A 16,857-nucleotide genomic window follows, 5' to 3' on the forward strand; every position below is an offset into this window, starting at 1 on the left:
AAGTCACGCAGGTGCGACAATGCCCGACAATGCGCGAAACAATGCCGTTCCATCGGTGCCACCATGCCCTTCGTCTGCCGCTCGTTCGGGATGCGGCATCATACCAAGAACACGGCGGTTTTCAGACAGAATGCCCGCAATGTCGCCAACCGAGCCGTTTGGATTCTCGGTATAGGTGAATGCGATCCGGTCGTGATCCCTGAGCGCGGACAATGTAGCCTCATCCGCGAAATAGTTTCCATCATGATGTGCAATCGGAATGCCGATCACATCGCCAGCGTTATAGCCTTGGGTAAAGGCGCTGTCGCTGGTTGCGACCTTCAGGCCTACGGTACGACAGATATATTTCAGGTTCGCATTGCGCAGCAGAGCGCCGGGCAGAATGCCCGTTTCTGTCAGGATCTGAAAACCGTTACAGATACCAACCGCATACCCACCCCGTTCGGTGTGGTCGACCACGGCCTTGCAGATCGGGGATTGTGCGGCAATCGCTCCGCAGCGCAGGTAGTCTCCATAAGAAAACCCGCCGGGGACACCGACAATGTCCACGCCCTTGGGCAGAGCGGCATCTTTATGCCAGACCATGTCTACCTGGAACCCGGCCTGTTCAAAGGCAACGGCAAGATCCCGATCACAGTTGGAACCGGGGAAAACGATGACAGCTGCGCGCATGGCTAGCCCTCCTGCAAGCGGTTCAGACCAGTTCGATCTCGTAGCGTTCGATGACCGTGTTAGCCAACAGTTTTTCGCACATCTCGGTGACGTCCGATTCCGTCGCACCCTCGGCGAGTTCAAGATCAATCACCTTGCCCTGACGGACGCCTTCGACCTGATCAAAACCCATGGCACCCAATGCGTGGCGCACCGCTTCACCCTGAGGGTCAAGTACCCCGGTTTTCAGCATCACATGCACACGTGCTTTCATTTACTGCAACTCCAGCTGAGGGCCGGTATTTGAGGCCCGTTCCGTTGTGCGCGGGGATAGCGCGACTGTCGGCGTTCGACAACCCTTGTCAGCACCTACTCGGAACCCTTTAGCGCGGGATAATGCGTATCTATTGCGTTGAAAGTCCCTGTCAGAACCATTTCAACCGCTACGGCAACCAAAATGATGGCCATAACACGGGTGATCACATTGATCATTGTCGGCCCAAAGAACCTGGAAATAGGGTCAGCGAATAACAATCCCAGCCCGACAATAGCGCAGGCAATCAATACGGCCGCCCCCAAAGTTACTACCTCGGCGCCGTCGGGCAAACTATGCGCGAACACAATGGTTGTCGCGATAGTGCCGGGCCCAATCGTTAACGGGATAGCCAGGGGAACAACCGCAATGTTCTTCTTCTGCGCGCCATCTTTAACGGCTTTCTGATCGCTTTCTGACCGGTCAGACGCGTTCAGCATCGACATACCAACCCCAAGAATGATCAACCCACCAGCGATGCGAAAAGACGGAATGTCGATACCGAAAAGCGCCAGAATTTCTTCGCCGATCAGTACCGAAATCAGTGATACAATCACAACCGTGGCTGTCACAACCATTGCAACGCGTTTACGTTCTGGCGGGCTATACCCCTCGGTCATGCTGAGGAAAATCGGGATGCCGTATAGCGGGTTGAAAATCGCCAGCAGCGCAGCGAGGAACTTTAAAAATACTGCCTGATCAAATAGCTCGGCCATTTTTATTCACCCGATTACGCTTGTTCAACAAACAATGCCGGACAAGCTGCGGCCCTGTCAAATACCAGATCTCAAATAAAAACGCCGCCCAATATCGGCGGCGTTTTTGCGTTGTTCTTCGGCTTTCGATCAGTTGATCAGGGTCGGTTTGGACACATTGCTTTTCGGCATAACGCCTAAGCGACGCGCAACTTCCGAGTAGGCGTCGGTCAGGCTGCCCAGGTCGCGGCGGAATACGTCCTTGTCTAGCTTCTGGCCGGTTTCGATATCCCAAAGACGGCAGCTGTCTGGGCTGATTTCATCCGCTATGATCAGGCGCTGGAAGTCACCTTCATAGACGCGACCAATTTCAATTTTGAAATCGACCAGACGAATGCCAACCGCCAGCATCACACCGCTCATGAAATCATTCACCCGCAATGCGAGGCTAAGAATGTCTTCCATGTCCTGCTGGCTGGCCCAGCCAAAGGCGGCGATATGTTCTTCGGTGACAAGAGGATCACCCAACGCGTCGTCCTTGTAGCAGTATTCCACTATCGGGCGCGGCAGCTGTGTCCCCTCGGCAATGCCAAGGCGTTTGGACATCGTGCCAGCCGCGAAATTGCGAACAATAACTTCAAGCGGTACGATTTCGCAGTTGCGGACCAACTGTTCGCGCATGTTCAGGCGACGGATGAAATGGGTCGGCACACCGATTTGATTCAACCCGTTCATGAAGTATTCGCTCAGGCGGTTGTTCAGCACACCTTTCCCGTCGATCACGTCCTTCTTTTCAGCGTTGAAGGCGGTGGCGTCATCCTTGAAATACTGCACGATTGTACCCGGTTCAGGGCCTTCATACAAAATCTTGGCTTTACCTTCGTAAATTTTCTTGCGACGCGCCATGAGCGACCTTTCCAGACTGTCGCGAGGGAAAAAGTTCCTTCGCCTTGGCGCTCTCTTAGTCCAACCCCCACCTTCCCGCAAGTTCCGAGGACCGAGAGGCTTTGACGCAGCGCAAATACCTTGCACCCGGATCGTCGTATCGTCATATCATTAAGGAAAGAACTACCAACCCAAGGGGTCCAACTGATGACTACGTTTGACGAGCGCGAAAACGCATTCGAAGCAAAATTCGCCCATGATGAAGAAATGCAGTTCAAAGCACAGGCGCGTTGCAACAAACTGCTTGGCCTTTGGGCGGCCGAAAAACTGGGCAAAACCGGTAATGAAGCCGATGAATACGCAAAATCCGTTGTGATTTCAGACCTGGAAGAAACCGGGCACGAGGATGTCGTGCGCAAAGTTTCCGGCGATCTCGGGGATCTGTCTTCGGATGACGATATCCGTGCAAAAATGGCCGAGTTTCTGGTCGAGGCCAAAGCACAGGTTCTCAACGAAACCAACTAAGGTCTCCCCGCAATATTCATGATCTTCATGAGATTTATGAATTTGATTTGACGCCCCGGTCATGAGACACGGGGCGTCTCGCATTTTTAGCGCGGCTCGCCAGTTTCGGAATATTCTTATGACAAATGCGCTCAGCAAACTTCTGGACTCCAACACGACTCTTTTGGCGGATGGAGCAACAGGTACAAACCTATTCAACATGGGCCTGCAGTCGGGCGACGCGCCCGAGCTTTGGAACGTCGATGCACCGGATAAAATCCGCGCGCTCTATCAGGGCTCAGTAGACGCAGGCAGCGACCTTTTCCTGACCAACACATTCGGCGGGACATCTGCGCGTCTCAAACTGCACGAGGCTCAGAACCGGGTCGGTGAACTGAACCGCGCAGGCGCAGAACTTGGCCGTGAGGTTGCTGACAAAGCCAACCGTCCGGTTATCGTCGCGGGATCGGTCGGACCAACCGGCGAGATCATGCAGCCTGTTGGCGCCCTGTCCCATGCCGATGCCGTGGAAATGTTCCACGAACAGGCTCATGCATTGAAGGACGGCGGTGTCGATGTTCTTTGGGTCGAAACCATCAGCGCCCCAGAAGAGTTCAGGGCCGCGGCAGAAGCCTTTGCGCTGGTCGATATGCCTTGGTGTGGCACGATGAGCTTTGACACGGCTGGCCGCACCATGATGGGTGTCACATCCGCCGACTTTGCTCAGTTGGTTGAAACGCTCCCTAACCCGCCGGTTGCCTTTGGCGCAAATTGCGGGACTGGCGCGTCTGATATTCTGCGCACTGTCCTTGGATTTGTCGCACAAGGTACGGAACGGCCGCTGATATCAAAAGGCAATGCCGGTATTCCGAAATATGTGGATGGACATATTCATTATGACGGCACGCCGGAACTGATGGGCCATTATGCGACCATGGCGCGAGAGGCTGGCGCAAGCATTATCGGCGGATGTTGCGGCACAATGCCCGAGCATCTGCGGCACATGAGAGCTGCGCTTGACGGTGCCCCGTCCGGTATACGCCCAACCCTTGATCAGATCACAGACGCGCTGGGCCCGTTCTCATCCGCAACTGACGGGACTGGCGAGTCCGCCCTTCCGGAACGGCGCGTGCGTAAACGCCGCCGCGCCTGACAACCTCAACGCCCTTCGAATTTCGGGGGGCGTTTTTGCATGAAGGCAACGACGCCTTCGGAAAAGTCTCGGCTGCGGCCACATTCACCTTGCAGATGCGCCTCTGCCTCGAGCTGTTGCGGCAGAGTGTTTTCATAGGTGCCGCGAATAGCCTTTTTGATGGCGCCAAACCCTGAGGTTGGACCTTTGGCCAGATACATGGCCCGCTTGCGCCAATGCGCTTCGAACTCCGCGTCGGGAACGGCTTCCCAGATCAGGCCCCAGTCGTCGGCCTGTCGAGCACTGATCTTATCGGCAAAAAGAGCAGCGCCCATGGCTTTGGCGAACCCCATCTGGCGCGGCATAAACCAGGTGCCTCCAGCGTCGGGCAACAGGCCGATACGGGCAAAAGCCTGCAGGAAATAAGCACTCTCCGTCGCGATCACGATATCCGCGCATAGCGCCAGATTGGCCCCTGCCCCCGCAGCAGCGCCATTTACTGCGGCGATTGTTGGAACCGGGCAATTATAGATTGCTTCAAGCATGGGCTCGTATTCGTCGCGCAGCGTGCGCTCAAGATCAATCTTCCCGGTGCTTGAGGCATCACCTAAATCCTGACCCGAGCAAAAAGCGTTTCCCTTACCGGTCAAAACAATCGCGCGGGCATGGGTGGCAGCGTGTTTCATCGCGTGCGTGACTTCGGCCCGCAACTGAGCGGTCATTGCGTTCAACTTCTCTGGGCGGTTCAGAGTTACCACTGCCAGATCATCCGCAATGTCCAACAGGATCGCTTCGTATTCCATCCACCCCTCCAAGGTTCGCTGCGCCTGCGACCCTGCCTCAATTTCCAATGAAGGAAAAGGTGAACCGAAGGTCAATCTTTGAGGATTTCGCGTAATCGTTCTTTCTCGGCGTCGCTAAGGAGGCCGTCACCTTCCCTTCGGTCCTGTTCCGCCGATCTTTTGCGTAAAAAGCTGAAACCAGTCGCCACAGCGATCAAAAGCATGATCGGACCGGCCAGCCACAAAAGGATGTTCGATCCTGACGTTGTTGGCCTTAGCAAAACATATTCGCCGTAGCGATCAACGATAAAGTCAATCGCCTGTCCATCTGTATCGCCGGCCACCAGGCGTTCGCGCAATAACAGGCGCAAGTCACGGGCCAATCCTGCATTGCTTTCGTCTATGCTTTCGTTGCGGCAAACCAGACAGCGCAAGCCGGAACTCAGATCCCGCGCCCTCTGTTCCAGGATCGGATCATCAAGCACCTCGTCAGGTTGGACAGCCATGCTTGGCGTTGCCAATAAAAGCAGTATCAGTAGAAACCGTTTCATTCCGCCGGAACCCCCTGCGTCGGCGTCTTGCGCGCGCCTGCCGCAACGCGAAAACGCCTGTCGCACAGGCTAAGAACGCCACCGAGCGCCATCAGTAGGCACCCGCCCCAAATCCAATTCGCTAAAGGCTTGATATAAGTCCGCACGACCCAGCCACCATTTGCCTGCTGATCTCCAATGACGACGTAAAGATCCCTGAGAAACCGATAGTCAATCGCAGCTTCAGTCGTTGGCATCCTTGAAACTGGGTAGTCGCGTTTTTCCGGATGCAGTGTTGCGATTGTTCGACCGGCCTGTTCGACCTTAACATCGGCTGTGGTTGAGAAATAGTTGGGCCCCTCGACATTCCGAACCTGTTCAAGTGTCAGAGTGAACTGGCCAACCTCGAAAGGCTGCCCCGTCTGCGCAACGCGGATATCCTCGACCTCCCATGCGGTCAGCCCGGCGATGGCAAAGATCGTAACCCCCAGTCCGGTATGGGCTGCAGCCTTGCCCCAATCGGCACCGGGCAGTCTGAACAGACGCTGCAGGTTGTTTTTTCTTCCAGTACGGCTCCAAAGGTCCACAATAGCGCCAAATGTGATCCAGGCCCCCAGAAACAGCCCCACGGGTCCCAATGCGCTGCGACCGGTCTGCATGACCCAAACGAGCAAGCCAAGCGCAACCGCCAGAAGGAATGCGAACCGCAACGAATGCGCCGCCTTGCCAAGCTTTCCACGTTTCCACGGAAGCATTGCACCAAGCGGTAATACAATCCCCAGCGCAACCATGAACGGTGTGAACGCCGCATTAAAGAACGGCGCGCCGACCGAGAGTTTGCGATCAAATGCCATCTCGGCCACCATCGGCCACAAGGTTCCGAAGAACACAACGAAACAGCTGACCGCCAATAGAATGTTGTTCAGCACCAGGGCGCTTTCGCGGCTGACCATACCAAACACGCCCTTGGCCTCCATCGCTTGCGCGCGTGCCGCATAGAGTGTCAACGCACCGCCAATGAAGACCACAAGAATGATCAGGATAAACACGCCGCGTTCAGGATCATTGGCAAAGGCATGTACCGAAGTCAAAAGCCCCGATCGCACAATGAACGTCCCGATCAGCGAAAAGCCAAAGGCGATAATCGCCAGAAGGATAGTCCAGCTCTTCAGCGCTTCACGCTTTTCGACCACGATAGCAGAATGTAACAGGGCTGCCGCCAATAGCCACGGCATGAAAGAAGCGTTTTCGACCGGATCCCAGAACCAGAACCCGCCCCAGCCCAGCTCGTAATAGGCCCACCAGGATCCAAGCGCGATCCCAATAGTCAGAAAAATCCATGCGGCCAGCGTCCAGGGACGCACCCACCTCCCCCAAGAGGCATCCACGCGCCCTTCGATCAGCGCGGCCACTGCAAAGCTGAATGCCATGCTCAGGCCGACATAGCCCAGATACAGAAACGGCGGGTGGAATGCCAAACCTGGATCTTGCAATAATGGGTTGAGATCGCGCCCATCGAACGGGGCGATAATCAGACGGTCAAATGGGTTCGAGGTGAGCAGGATAAAAGCGTAAAACGCCACCCCTACGGCCGCCTGAACCGCTAGCACGCGCGCTTTGAGCGTCGGAGGTAACCCTGCGCCAAAAAAAGCGGCCATGGCCCCGAAAACTGCGACGATCAGGACCCACAGTAACATTGACCCTTCGTGGTTGCCCCACGTGCCGCTGATTTTATACAGCATCGGTTTGGCGGAATGGCTGTTTTCAACCACTATCCGCAATGAGAAATCAGAGGTGGTAAAGGCCCAGACCAACGCCGCGAAAGAGAAGGCGACTAACAGAAACTGTGCAATAGCGGCGGTTTCTGCAAAGGACATCCAGCCAGTCCACCGTTTCGCCGCCCCTATCAGCGGAATGACCGTCTGAACGATGGCGACGAGAAAGGCGAGTATCAGCGCGAAGTGACCAAGTTCTGTAATCATGATCCCGCATATATTCCTGTTGAGGGACAATCACCAATCACTTTCGCCTCTGCCGGACGCACATAGTGTCGCGGGTCAGGCCGACCGACCCCGCCGCCAATCCTCGAGCGCAGGGTTGAAATCGGGTTTTAGGACCTCATCGGCCAAGCCTGCATCTGTCCCAGTATCAGCGACCCCAATCAAACGTTCCCGCATCTCAGCCAGTGTTTCGATGTTTTCCATAACTTTCGGAGTACGTGTCATCGTTGCCGAAATTTCTCGCTGCAGATCCTGCACTTTGGTCTGGTGTCTTGCGCCGAAATAGAACGAGACGACCACGCCCAACAACCACCACAAGGGCTCAGGCACCAGCGCAATCCCCTGCATCCGAGCGGCAAACCAAAGCGGATCGACCATAGCGGCGACAAACAGCCCCAATGTTCCCAAGGCCATGGCGGGGCGCGGCAGCCGGTTGAGCCCGTCCATAAAACGGTCAAATGCACCTTTTTGAACCCGCTCGAACTCAGTCCTATATTGTTCCAGTACTCCCTGTTGGCGCGTCAGGTCGCGTTTAGCGCCCTGCTCAGCATTTTCACGAAAGACTTCGGTTGTTTCACGCACGACATTCCGACCCTCGCCAAACAAGAACGCAAATATCCCCGAGATCAGCCCCATTCAGAAACCCTCCTTTGAAATTCTGCGTCGCTAAGATGATAGGTCGGTGACAGGAATTCCTCAGCGCGTCGTATCCAGCCACCTTTTGCCCCAGACCGGGACCGAGCATATTTGCGAGAGGCTGGACGCCGTTCCGCTATCCGGAAATAATAGTTTCTCCTGGCAACGCCATAGGCATCCCGCAGCGCGACAGGGTCCGGTTCAGTTGCAGCACTACAAGCCTGCGCCGTCTGCGGGCCTACAACGCCATCTACGACGACATGATACCCCATTTCACGCAGCAAATATTGCATAATTTTAACAGCTTGAACGCCTGAATTCACGTACATGTCGAAAACAGATGGCTGCAGAATGTTAGGCAGTAGGTGTAATCGCGGTTTTGAGAAATAGTGGCGGATAAAGATTTCAACGGCCTGCGACCGGCTCAGCCGCCTTACATCGGATACATCAACGTTCCCGTCCTGCGTCAGGTCCAGTTGCAATCTGCGCATGGTATGGATTGTTACGCCGAATTTTGTCGCTCCACCCGGATCGTCGGGGTCATCGACAAAACCACCTTCACGCGTAACTATCTGTTCCGCGATCTGCCGAACCGTCTGCATGTACTGTTCTCCAACTTGGGACAGACAGACGCTCGGACAATTCTGTTAATACAGCTAAAATAGAAAGGGCGCTGCATGTCGATCCACGCAACGCCCGAATTCCGATCTCAAAGCCTATGGCTCAGCTCTCGCCGGCCTCCTTGTAAATACCTTGTTCTTTCAACGCGTCCACAACCTCTTTTGGCATATAGGTCTCATCGTGTTTCGCAAGAATTTCTGAGGCTTCAAAGACTCCGTTTACGTAGCTTCCGGTACCAATCATACCCTGGTTTTCCGAGAACAAATCAGGCAAAACCCCAGTAAACGTGACCGGCACACTTTCGCCACCGTCCGTCACCACAAAACGCACGGTTTCCCCTTGCCCCCGCACGATCGAACCCTCTTCGACCAGACCACCGATCCGGAATACTTCAGTCGGTTTTGGCGGCTCTGCCATTACTTCACTGGGCGAGCGGAAGAAATTGATGCCGTCCTGCATAGCGTATCCGATCAACGCCGTAGACACTGCCAAAGCAACGATTGACAGAAGGATGATTTGAACGCGACGACGTTTCTTGAGCGTTTTCATTTGTTCCTCATGGGAAAAGTGGGGCCATCATCAGACCCGCAGTTTCAGCTTCACCTAACATCAGGTTAGCGTTCTGCAAGGCTTGGCCACTGCTACCTTTTGTCAGGTTATCCAGTGCTCCGATCACAATGGCGCGCCTCTCGATCCGGTCGCTGGCCACGCCGATATGGCAGAAATTTGAGCCGCGCACATGGTGGGTCGAGGGTGTTTCGCCAAATGGCAGCATCTGGATAAATGGTTCGCTTTCATAGGTTTTCACAAGCGCTTCATAAACGCTCGTGGGGTCACCTTTGACATATGTAGTCGCTAGGATACCCCGGTTTGCCGGAACTAGATGCGGAGTGAACTGAACTTGGACCGGGCGCCCTGCAAGGGCAGAAAATTCTTGATCGAATTCCCCCAAATGCCGATGCGTACCGCCAACAGCATATGCGTTATACCCTTCGCTAAGTTCGGCATGCAGCAGGTTTTCTTTCAGCGACCGCCCGGCACCAGACACCGCGCATTTGAGGTCCAGAATGATGTCATCCAGATCGATGACACCGGCCGAAATCAAGGGACGCAATACATATTGTCCGGTAGCGGCGTTGCAACCTGTTCCGGCAACCAAGCGGGCCGTGCGAATTTGATCGCGATAAAACTCGGTCAGGCCGTAAACGGCCTCCTCCTGCTGCTCCAAAGCCGCATGAGGGTTGCCATACCATTTTTCATATTCCTCAGGGTCGCGTAGCCTGAAATCGGCGGACAGGTCGATGATTTTAAGGTCCTTCGGCAGATCGCGGATAACTTCCTGGCTGGTTTTATGTGGCAGCGCGCAAAAGCACAGGTCGATCCCTGAAAAGTCGATTTCCGAAATCTTGCCAAGAACCGGAAGCTGCAGGTGCCGCAAATGAGGGAACACCTGCGCCATCGACTGTCCGGCTTTCCGCTCGGCAGAAAGTGCAGCGATTTCCATATTCGGATGCTCGGCGATCAACCGAACCAGTTCAGCGCCGGTATAACCCGAAGCGCCCAGAATTGCGATTTTGTGGGTCATCTTGGACCTCTTGAAACTGTATGCCACTGTTCATGCCCGCCACTGTGACGGTCATGGGATTACGGGTTCTTTCAGGCCGCGTCTTTGACCAAAGTCAGACAGCCTCGAAAGTAATTTGTCGTCGGAGGAACTGGGTGGCGCGATCACTGACAACGCCTGGCTTACCACTGGTCAGATAGCCGCCCTTCGCCGCACCCTGCATATTCGGATGCCGCTGCAAATAGTCTGCCAGACTTTCGGCAACCAGATCACCCTGGCTGAACACCTCAACGTCGGGTCCCAAGGCCTTCTGAAACGCCTCAGCCATCAAGGGATAGTGCGTACAACCCAGAATTGCGGCCTGAGGCTCTGGCATCTTGCGTTTCAGGGCGTCCACATGGCTTCGCACCAGCGCTTCGGCCAGGATCATGTCGCCTTCCTCGATTGCATCAACGACCCCACCGCAGGCCTGCGCCTCAACATCTACGCCAATCGCGCGAAAGGCCAATTCGCGTTGAAACGCGCGACTGGATACGGTGGCCGGGGTCGCAAACAAAGCGACATGTTTGACCGCGACTTCACGCGGCGGGCTGTTGTCGCCCCATTGCCGCTCAGTCAGCGCTTCGATCAAAGGAACAAAAACGCCCAAGACGCGCTTGCCTTGAGGCACGCCCTCTTCCTGCATCCGCCGCAAAGCAGCAGCGCTGGCCGTATTGCAGGCCAGAATCACCAGATCACAGCCCCGGTTCCAGAGGTCGTTCACCGCACCCCGGGTCAGCTCATAGATATTCTCTACATCACGCACCCCGTAAGGCGCATGTGCGCTGTCCGCGTAATACAGGAAATCAACGTCGGGAAGACGTTTCTGCGCGGCGTTCAGAACGGTCAGACCGCCCAAACCAGAATCAAAAATGCCTACTGCCATTTGCCCCTTTAGGCGCGATGCCGTTCCTCAAATTCATAGCCATAGTCATAAGACTTTAGTGGCTTTGGAGACAGCTCATACGTTGCTTTGCGCAAGAAATCCATCATCTTGCGCGTATCCTTGGCCAACGGGTCCAGAACGTCGCGGCCGATGGGCTCTCCGATCACCACCTGGACCGGGGTATCAACGCGTTTTTTGAATTCCTTGATCAGCAATCCCATGCGCAATGTATTGTGCAGATGGCTGGCGATCTGAAACAGGCGTGAGGTATGACCGTCAAAAAAGACCGGCACAACTGTCGCGTCTGATTTGGCAACCATCCGCGCTGTGAAGCCACGCCAGCCCGGGTCCATCGGGTACGAGAAAGGCTTTGCCCCTGTGCTGACGGTACCGCCGGGAAATATGCCAATCGCGCCGCCCTCGCCCAGATAGTTCAAAGCTTTCTTGCGGGTCTCCAGGTTCTGCTTCATCGCAGCTTTTGTATCGTCGAATGAAATCGGCAGAACGACCCGATTCAGATCCTCTGCCTTACGAAACACATGGTTGGCCAGAATGCGAAAATCCCCACGCGTACTGGACAACATGTGCCCCATCATCAACCCATCCAGAATTCCATATGGGTGATTGGCAATCAAAATCAGAGGGCCATTACGGGGAATATTAGACAATGACCCGCCAACCACATCCAGAGACAAACCGTATCTCTCAACCATGACCGACCAGAAATCTCGCCCGTTGGCCACGTCTTTTTCGTACCCATCAGCACGCCTGATAAGGCGCAGGCGGCCTGTGGTGTTCTCCATAAGCTTGATGACCATCCGTCCGCTTTTGGTTTCGGCGGAATAGGCATAAGAAATGTCACGTGCAACATGGCGTCGCGAGGGCATGGAAATCTCCGGTTTTGTACCTGCATTTTAAATGCAAGTAACAATTTTGCCTAGCTGTCGTGACACGGTTGTGACGAATTACTCGGCGGCGGCCTGTAATTCAGGTCCTCCGTTCCGTATCGTGGTCAACAATTCCTCTCTGCGTTTGGCGGCGCTCGCCTCATTCGCCTTAAGGACGGGTCCAAAACCTTTGATATCCAAGGGCAACTTAGCGAGCGAAATTACGGCATCCTTTGTTTGGATGGAAATCAGCGGAGTGATCTCTTTGAGATCACGCTCATACTGCTTGATCAGCGCGCGCTCCATTCGACGTTCGACACTATAGCCAAAGATATCCAGCGGAGTACCTCGAAGAACTTTTAGCCGAGACATGAATTTCAGCGGCTTCAACATCCATTCGCCGAAACTCCGTTTGCGGGGTCGGCCATCTGGTCCTTTGCCACCAAGCAGCGGTGGGGCAAGGTGGAAAGTCATTTTGAATTCGCCATCAAATTCGGCGGCGGCTTTCTCCCGACTGGACAGTAACAACCGGGCCACTTCGTATTCGTCCTTGTAAGACAACAGCTTATGATACCCTTTTGCGACAGCATCACGAATTTCTGCATCCTCAAACGAGTCAACGATTTTGCGGTAGCGTTTCGCCAGACGAGCGCTTTGATACTGGGTTAGATGATCGGCGCGGAACGCGATGACCTGCTCTGGTGATTTCGGGAGGTCGGAAACACTTGGTCGTAGAATCTCATCGACTTTTTCCGGGTGTAAAACCGCCCAACGACCGATCTCAAAGGCTCTTTTGTTGCGTTCTACCGCCGTTCCGTTCAGATCAATGGCTGCAATCACCGCATCGAGGCTGACGGGTATCAGCCCGCGCTGCCATGCTGCCCCAAAAACCATCATGTTCGAATAGATTGAATCTCCCATCACTGCGCGCGCAAGCTCAGTGGCATCAAACAGGGAAACATCTTCTTTCAATCGTGCTTGCAGTGCCAGTTCCAGCCTCTCACCAGGAATCCTAAACTTAGTGTCGCGCGTGAAATCGCCGGTAACGGTTTCGTGGCTGTTGACCACCGCTCCGGTCTGACCCAAGCGTGTCAGGCCAAGTGTTTTGGCCCCGGCGGACACAACCAAATCCCCACCGATTAATGTGTCGGCTTCACCCGTTGCCACACGTATTGCACTGATATCTTCTGGCCGGTTGGCAATACGGCAATGAATATGAACCGCACCGCCTTTCTGGGCCAAGCCTGCCATCTCCATCATTCCAGCGCCTTTGCCGTCAATCTGGGCCGCCTGTGCCAGAATCGCCCCCAGCGTGACAACTCCGGTCCCACCGATGCCGGTAATGACAACATTATGTGTGCCCATGATTTCAGGCAGCTCGGGCATCGGAAGATCGGGCAGATCAAGTTCGGTCGTCGCTTCTTTGCGAATCTTCGCGCCTTCCAGCGTTACAAAGGAGGGGCAGAACCCACTCAGACACGAAAAATCCTTGTTACAGCTCGATTGGTCAATCGCGCGCTTCCGGCCAAGTTCGGTTTCCTTGGGAACAATCGAAACACAGTTCGATTGGATGCCGCAGTCACCGCAGCCCTCACAGACATCCGTATTGATAAAGACCCTTTTGTCCGGGTCGGGAAAGGTTCCGCGTTTACGGCGACGGCGTTTCTCAGCGGCACAGGTCTGGACATAGACGATGACCGAGACGCCCTCATAGGTGCGGAATTTCTCTTGCACAGTCATCAGTTCGGCACGCTCAAAGCTCTCTACCCCTGCGGGTAAGGCTTTGAAGTTTACATCTTCTTTTTCGTCATAGACCAGCGCGACATGTGTGACGCCCATAGCCTTGACCTCGGCCGCGATCCTTTCGGCGGTCAGATCACCCTCATTGCCCTGCCCGCCCGTCATTGCGACTGCATCGTTGAACAGAATCTTGAAGGTGATGTTCGTACCCGCCGACAAAGCTGCCCGGATCGCCTGAACACCGGAATGGTTATAGGTGCCGTCTCCGAGGTTCTGGAACACATGATTGGTGGTCGAGAACGGCTCTTCCCCGATCCAGTTTGCCCCTTCGCCACCCATCTGAGTAAAGCCAAATGTGCTTCGATCCATCCACTGAACCATGTAATGGCATCCGATGCCCGCATAGGCCCGGCTTCCGTCTGGTACCTTGGTCGAACTGTTATGCGGGCATCCAGAACAGAAATACGGAAGGCGCGAGGCTATTTCCTCGGCATTGTCCGCCCGGCGCGCTTCGGTCAGCTTGGTCAAACCTGCGCGGACCCCGTCGGTATCACGGCCTTCTTCAATCAGAATACCGCCCAGTTTTTCAGCGATCATGTTCGGATCAAGGGCACCGCGGGTGGGAAACAGCTCTTCCCGGTGCAGCGTCCCAGCACCGCCCTTGTACCAGCCATAGACTCGTCGACCACGGCGGTCGTCAAAGATCGCTTCCTTAACCTGAACCTCGATCAGTTTACGTTTTTCCTCAACGATTACAATCAGGTCCAAACCTTCTGCCCAGTCATGAAATCCGGACATATCCAGAGGGAACGTCTGTCCGACCTTATAGGTCGTGATGCCAAGGCGCTCGGCCTCGGCCTCATCAATATTCAGCAAGGAAAGCGCGTGGGTGAGGTCCAGCCAGTTCTTGCCAGCGGCCACCAGACCTATCTTTGCGCCGGGTTTGCCCCAGACACGTTTGTCCATCCGGTTAGCGCGTGAAAACGTTTCAGCCGCAAAACGCTTGTAATCAATAATGCGCTCTTCCTGCAGATGAGGCGTATCGCCAAGCCGGATGTTCAGCCCTCCTTCGGGCATATCAAACTCGGGCACCACGACATTCATGCGATCGGGGTTGCCATCAACAACCGAAGTCACCTCGATCGTGTCCTTCATGGTCTTGAGGCCGACCCAGACACCGGCGAACCGGCTGAGCGCGAATCCGTAAACGCCGTAGTCGAGTATCTCTTGTACTCCGGCCGGGCTGACCACTGGCATGTACATATCAACCAACGACCACTCGGACTGATGCAGCACGGTCGAGCTTTCGCCCGTGTGATCATCCCCCATGGCCATCAGAACGCCACCATGTGCCGCCGTCCCTGCCATATTGGCATGGCGCATCACGTCGCCTGACCGATCTACACCAGGTCCTTTTCCGTACCACAGACCAAAGACGCCATCGAACTTGCCGTCACCCCTTAACCCGGCCTGCTGACTGCCCCAAAGCGCGGTTGCCGCAAGATCCTCGTTCAGACCGTATTGAAAAGTGACATCGCTTTCTGTCAGCTGTTTCTGCGCGCGCATCATCTGCTGGTCGACCGCTCCAAGAGGCGATCCGCGGTATCCCGTCACCAATCCAGCAGTGTTCAGACCCGATTTCGTGTCGCGCGCCTTTTGCATCAGCATAAGGCGCACAAGCGCCTGAGTGCCGTTCAGTAAAACCGTGTTTTTGCTTAGGTCGAAACGGTCGTTCAAAGAAATTTGTGGCTTACTCATCAAACGCCTCCCCTCGTCAGATCAGTGTGCTTCATCTGCTTCCATATTAGGTCATAATAACTGACCTGCCTAGAGCTTATCCTCTGAAACGCAAGGATTTCGCCGTTTGAATGTGGAAGTTGTCACCTATTTCATATAGGCGTTCGGCAGGATAACGAAAGTTGCGGCGATGGATTGGGACAAGCTTAGGATATTTCACGCGGTTGCAGATGCGGGCAGCCTGACACATGCAGGCGATAAGCTGAACCTATCTCAATCGGCAGTCAGCAGACAAATTCGGGCATTGGAAGAGTCACTTGATTCGACGTTGTTCCATCGTCACGCCCGCGGTCTGATTCTGACCGAACAGGGTGAGCTGCTGTTCGACGCCACCTCGGCAATGTCCAAGCGACTGGACGCGGCAGCCGCGCGCATACGAGACAGCGAAGAAGAAGTCTTTGGTGTGCTGCGGGTCACAACCACATTTGGCTTTGGGACTCTATGGCTCGCTCCGAGGTTGCCAAAGCTGTATGAACAATACCCGGACCTAAATATTGACCTTATGCTTGAGGAACGCGTTCTTGACCTGCCAATGCGCGAGGCTGATGTCGCCATCCGTATGAAAGAGCCCAGCCAGGCTGATCTGGTGCGCAAGCGCCTGATGACAGTACAGATGCTGCTTTATGCTACCCCGGAATATCTTAAAGAAAGCGGTCAACCTGCCTCCCTCGAAGAAATCTCGAGCCATCGACTTATCTGTCAGACCCCCTCAGCCCCCCAAGTAGGGGCCAGTGCGGCAATGGTACGGCATCTGATGACCTATAACCCGGCGTCGTTGCTGACAGTGAACAACTATTTCGGTGTCTTGCAGGGCGTACTGCACAATCTGGGAATTGGCTTGCTGCCCGATTATGTCACGCATGATTTCCCGCATCTGCTGCCGGTACTTTCAGACATCGAAACGGCAGACGTTCCTGTTTATCTCGCCTACCCCGAAGAGTTACGCCACTCCAAACGCGTGGCAGCCTTCCGCGATTTTGTGCAGGACGAGATCATCGCGCAGCGTAAACACCTGAAGAAAATGGGGAAACTATAGCTATGCGTCAACGTCATAGCGGACATGACGGACTATCACACTGAAACGCCTTGATCGTTATCAAACTGATGCCTAAATGAGCACTCGAAGGCGGTGATGCTGTAACGCTCATCATCTTCATACCTCCCTGTTGGACTACGGCCGAGCTTAGTGCTCGGC

At 54.9% G+C, this 16,857-nt stretch carries 17 protein-coding genes; 3 read left to right on the forward strand and 14 right to left on the reverse strand.

The features are described from left to right. Positions 1 to 3 precede the first annotated feature (3 nt). The 4 genes from purQ to purC all read right to left on the reverse strand — a co-directional run bounded on the left by purQ (position 4) and on the right by purC (position 2,565). Positions 4 to 672: a phosphoribosylformylglycinamidine synthase subunit PurQ gene (gene purQ, locus FN806_RS03255; protein WP_142633965.1), complete on the reverse strand. Its 669-nt coding sequence runs from the start codon at positions 670 to 672 to the stop codon at positions 4 to 6. 22 nt (positions 673 to 694) lie between these two features. Continuing rightward, positions 695 to 925, reverse strand: a complete 231-nt coding sequence (purS, locus tag FN806_RS03260; RefSeq protein ID WP_142633967.1) for a phosphoribosylformylglycinamidine synthase subunit PurS — start codon at positions 923 to 925, stop codon at positions 695 to 697. A 95-nt stretch (positions 926 to 1,020) separates the two neighbouring features. Next, a complete protein-coding gene (locus FN806_RS03265) occupies positions 1,021 to 1,680 on the reverse strand; it encodes a MarC family protein (protein ID WP_142633969.1) in 660 nt (219 codons plus the stop codon). A 129-nt stretch (positions 1,681 to 1,809) separates the two neighbouring features. Next, positions 1,810 to 2,565 (reverse strand): phosphoribosylaminoimidazolesuccinocarboxamide synthase, encoded by a 756-nt coding sequence (gene purC / locus FN806_RS03270; protein ID WP_142633971.1) that lies wholly within the window; start codon positions 2,563 to 2,565, stop codon positions 1,810 to 1,812. Between the two features lie 186 nt (positions 2,566 to 2,751). On the opposite strand from purC, the gene FN806_RS03275 reads away from it, so the two are divergent. Next, positions 2,752 to 3,069 (forward strand): DUF1476 domain-containing protein, encoded by a 318-nt coding sequence (locus tag FN806_RS03275; RefSeq protein ID WP_142633973.1) that lies wholly within the window; start codon positions 2,752 to 2,754, stop codon positions 3,067 to 3,069. Between the two features lie 118 nt (positions 3,070 to 3,187). Then, entirely contained in the window at positions 3,188 to 4,201 is a 1,014-nt protein-coding gene (gene bmt, locus FN806_RS03280) for a betaine--homocysteine S-methyltransferase (protein WP_142633975.1), read from the forward strand. A gap of 5 nt (positions 4,202 to 4,206) precedes the next feature. On the opposite strand, the gene FN806_RS03285 is transcribed toward bmt, so the two are convergent. The 10 genes from FN806_RS03285 to FN806_RS03330 form a co-directional block, all read right to left on the reverse strand. After that, positions 4,207 to 4,983 (reverse strand): enoyl-CoA hydratase-related protein, encoded by a 777-nt coding sequence (locus FN806_RS03285; protein ID WP_142633977.1) that lies wholly within the window; start codon positions 4,981 to 4,983, stop codon positions 4,207 to 4,209. 71 nt (positions 4,984 to 5,054) lie between these two features. Beyond that, positions 5,055 to 5,513, reverse strand: coding sequence for a cytochrome c-type biogenesis protein (locus FN806_RS03290; RefSeq protein ID WP_142633979.1), 459 nt, complete (start codon positions 5,511 to 5,513; stop codon positions 5,055 to 5,057). Then, positions 5,510 to 7,474 (reverse strand): heme lyase CcmF/NrfE family subunit, encoded by a 1,965-nt coding sequence (locus FN806_RS03295; RefSeq protein WP_142633981.1) that lies wholly within the window; start codon positions 7,472 to 7,474, stop codon positions 5,510 to 5,512. Before FN806_RS03295 ends, FN806_RS03290 begins: the two co-directional genes overlap by 4 nt. Positions 7,475 to 7,549: 75 nt before the next feature. Next, positions 7,550 to 8,128 (reverse strand): holin family protein, encoded by a 579-nt coding sequence (locus FN806_RS03300; RefSeq protein ID WP_142633983.1) that lies wholly within the window; start codon positions 8,126 to 8,128, stop codon positions 7,550 to 7,552. Further along, complete coding sequence (locus FN806_RS03305) at positions 8,119 to 8,730, reverse strand: holin-associated N-acetylmuramidase (RefSeq protein WP_142633985.1); 612 nt, start codon at positions 8,728 to 8,730, stop codon at positions 8,119 to 8,121. The genes FN806_RS03300 and FN806_RS03305 overlap by 10 nt, the downstream gene beginning before the upstream one ends. 121 nt (positions 8,731 to 8,851) lie before the next feature. After that, positions 8,852 to 9,298 (reverse strand): cytochrome c maturation protein CcmE, encoded by a 447-nt coding sequence (ccmE, locus tag FN806_RS03310; RefSeq protein ID WP_142633987.1) that lies wholly within the window; start codon positions 9,296 to 9,298, stop codon positions 8,852 to 8,854. 7 nt (positions 9,299 to 9,305) lie between these two features. Further along, positions 9,306 to 10,334, reverse strand: coding sequence for an N-acetyl-gamma-glutamyl-phosphate reductase (gene argC, locus FN806_RS03315; protein ID WP_142633989.1), 1,029 nt, complete (start codon positions 10,332 to 10,334; stop codon positions 9,306 to 9,308). Between the two features lie 94 nt (positions 10,335 to 10,428). Next, on the reverse strand, positions 10,429 to 11,238 hold the full coding sequence (murI, locus tag FN806_RS03320) for a glutamate racemase (protein WP_142633991.1): 810 nt from the start codon (positions 11,236 to 11,238) through the stop codon (positions 10,429 to 10,431). A gap of 8 nt (positions 11,239 to 11,246) precedes the next feature. Further along, positions 11,247 to 12,125 (reverse strand): lysophospholipid acyltransferase family protein, encoded by an 879-nt coding sequence (locus tag FN806_RS03325; protein ID WP_142633993.1) that lies wholly within the window; start codon positions 12,123 to 12,125, stop codon positions 11,247 to 11,249. Between the two features lie 78 nt (positions 12,126 to 12,203). Next, complete coding sequence (locus FN806_RS03330) at positions 12,204 to 15,623, reverse strand: indolepyruvate ferredoxin oxidoreductase family protein (protein ID WP_142633995.1); 3,420 nt, start codon at positions 15,621 to 15,623, stop codon at positions 12,204 to 12,206. A gap of 169 nt (positions 15,624 to 15,792) precedes the next feature. On the opposite strand from FN806_RS03330, the gene FN806_RS03335 reads away from it, so the two are divergent. Further along, positions 15,793 to 16,698 (forward strand): LysR family transcriptional regulator, encoded by a 906-nt coding sequence (locus FN806_RS03335; protein ID WP_142633997.1) that lies wholly within the window; start codon positions 15,793 to 15,795, stop codon positions 16,696 to 16,698. The last annotated feature ends 159 nt before the right edge of the window (positions 16,699 to 16,857 follow it).

Source organism: Ruegeria faecimaris (assembly GCF_900182615.1).
GTDB classification, from domain to species: domain Bacteria; phylum Pseudomonadota; class Alphaproteobacteria; order Rhodobacterales; family Rhodobacteraceae; genus Ruegeria; species Ruegeria faecimaris.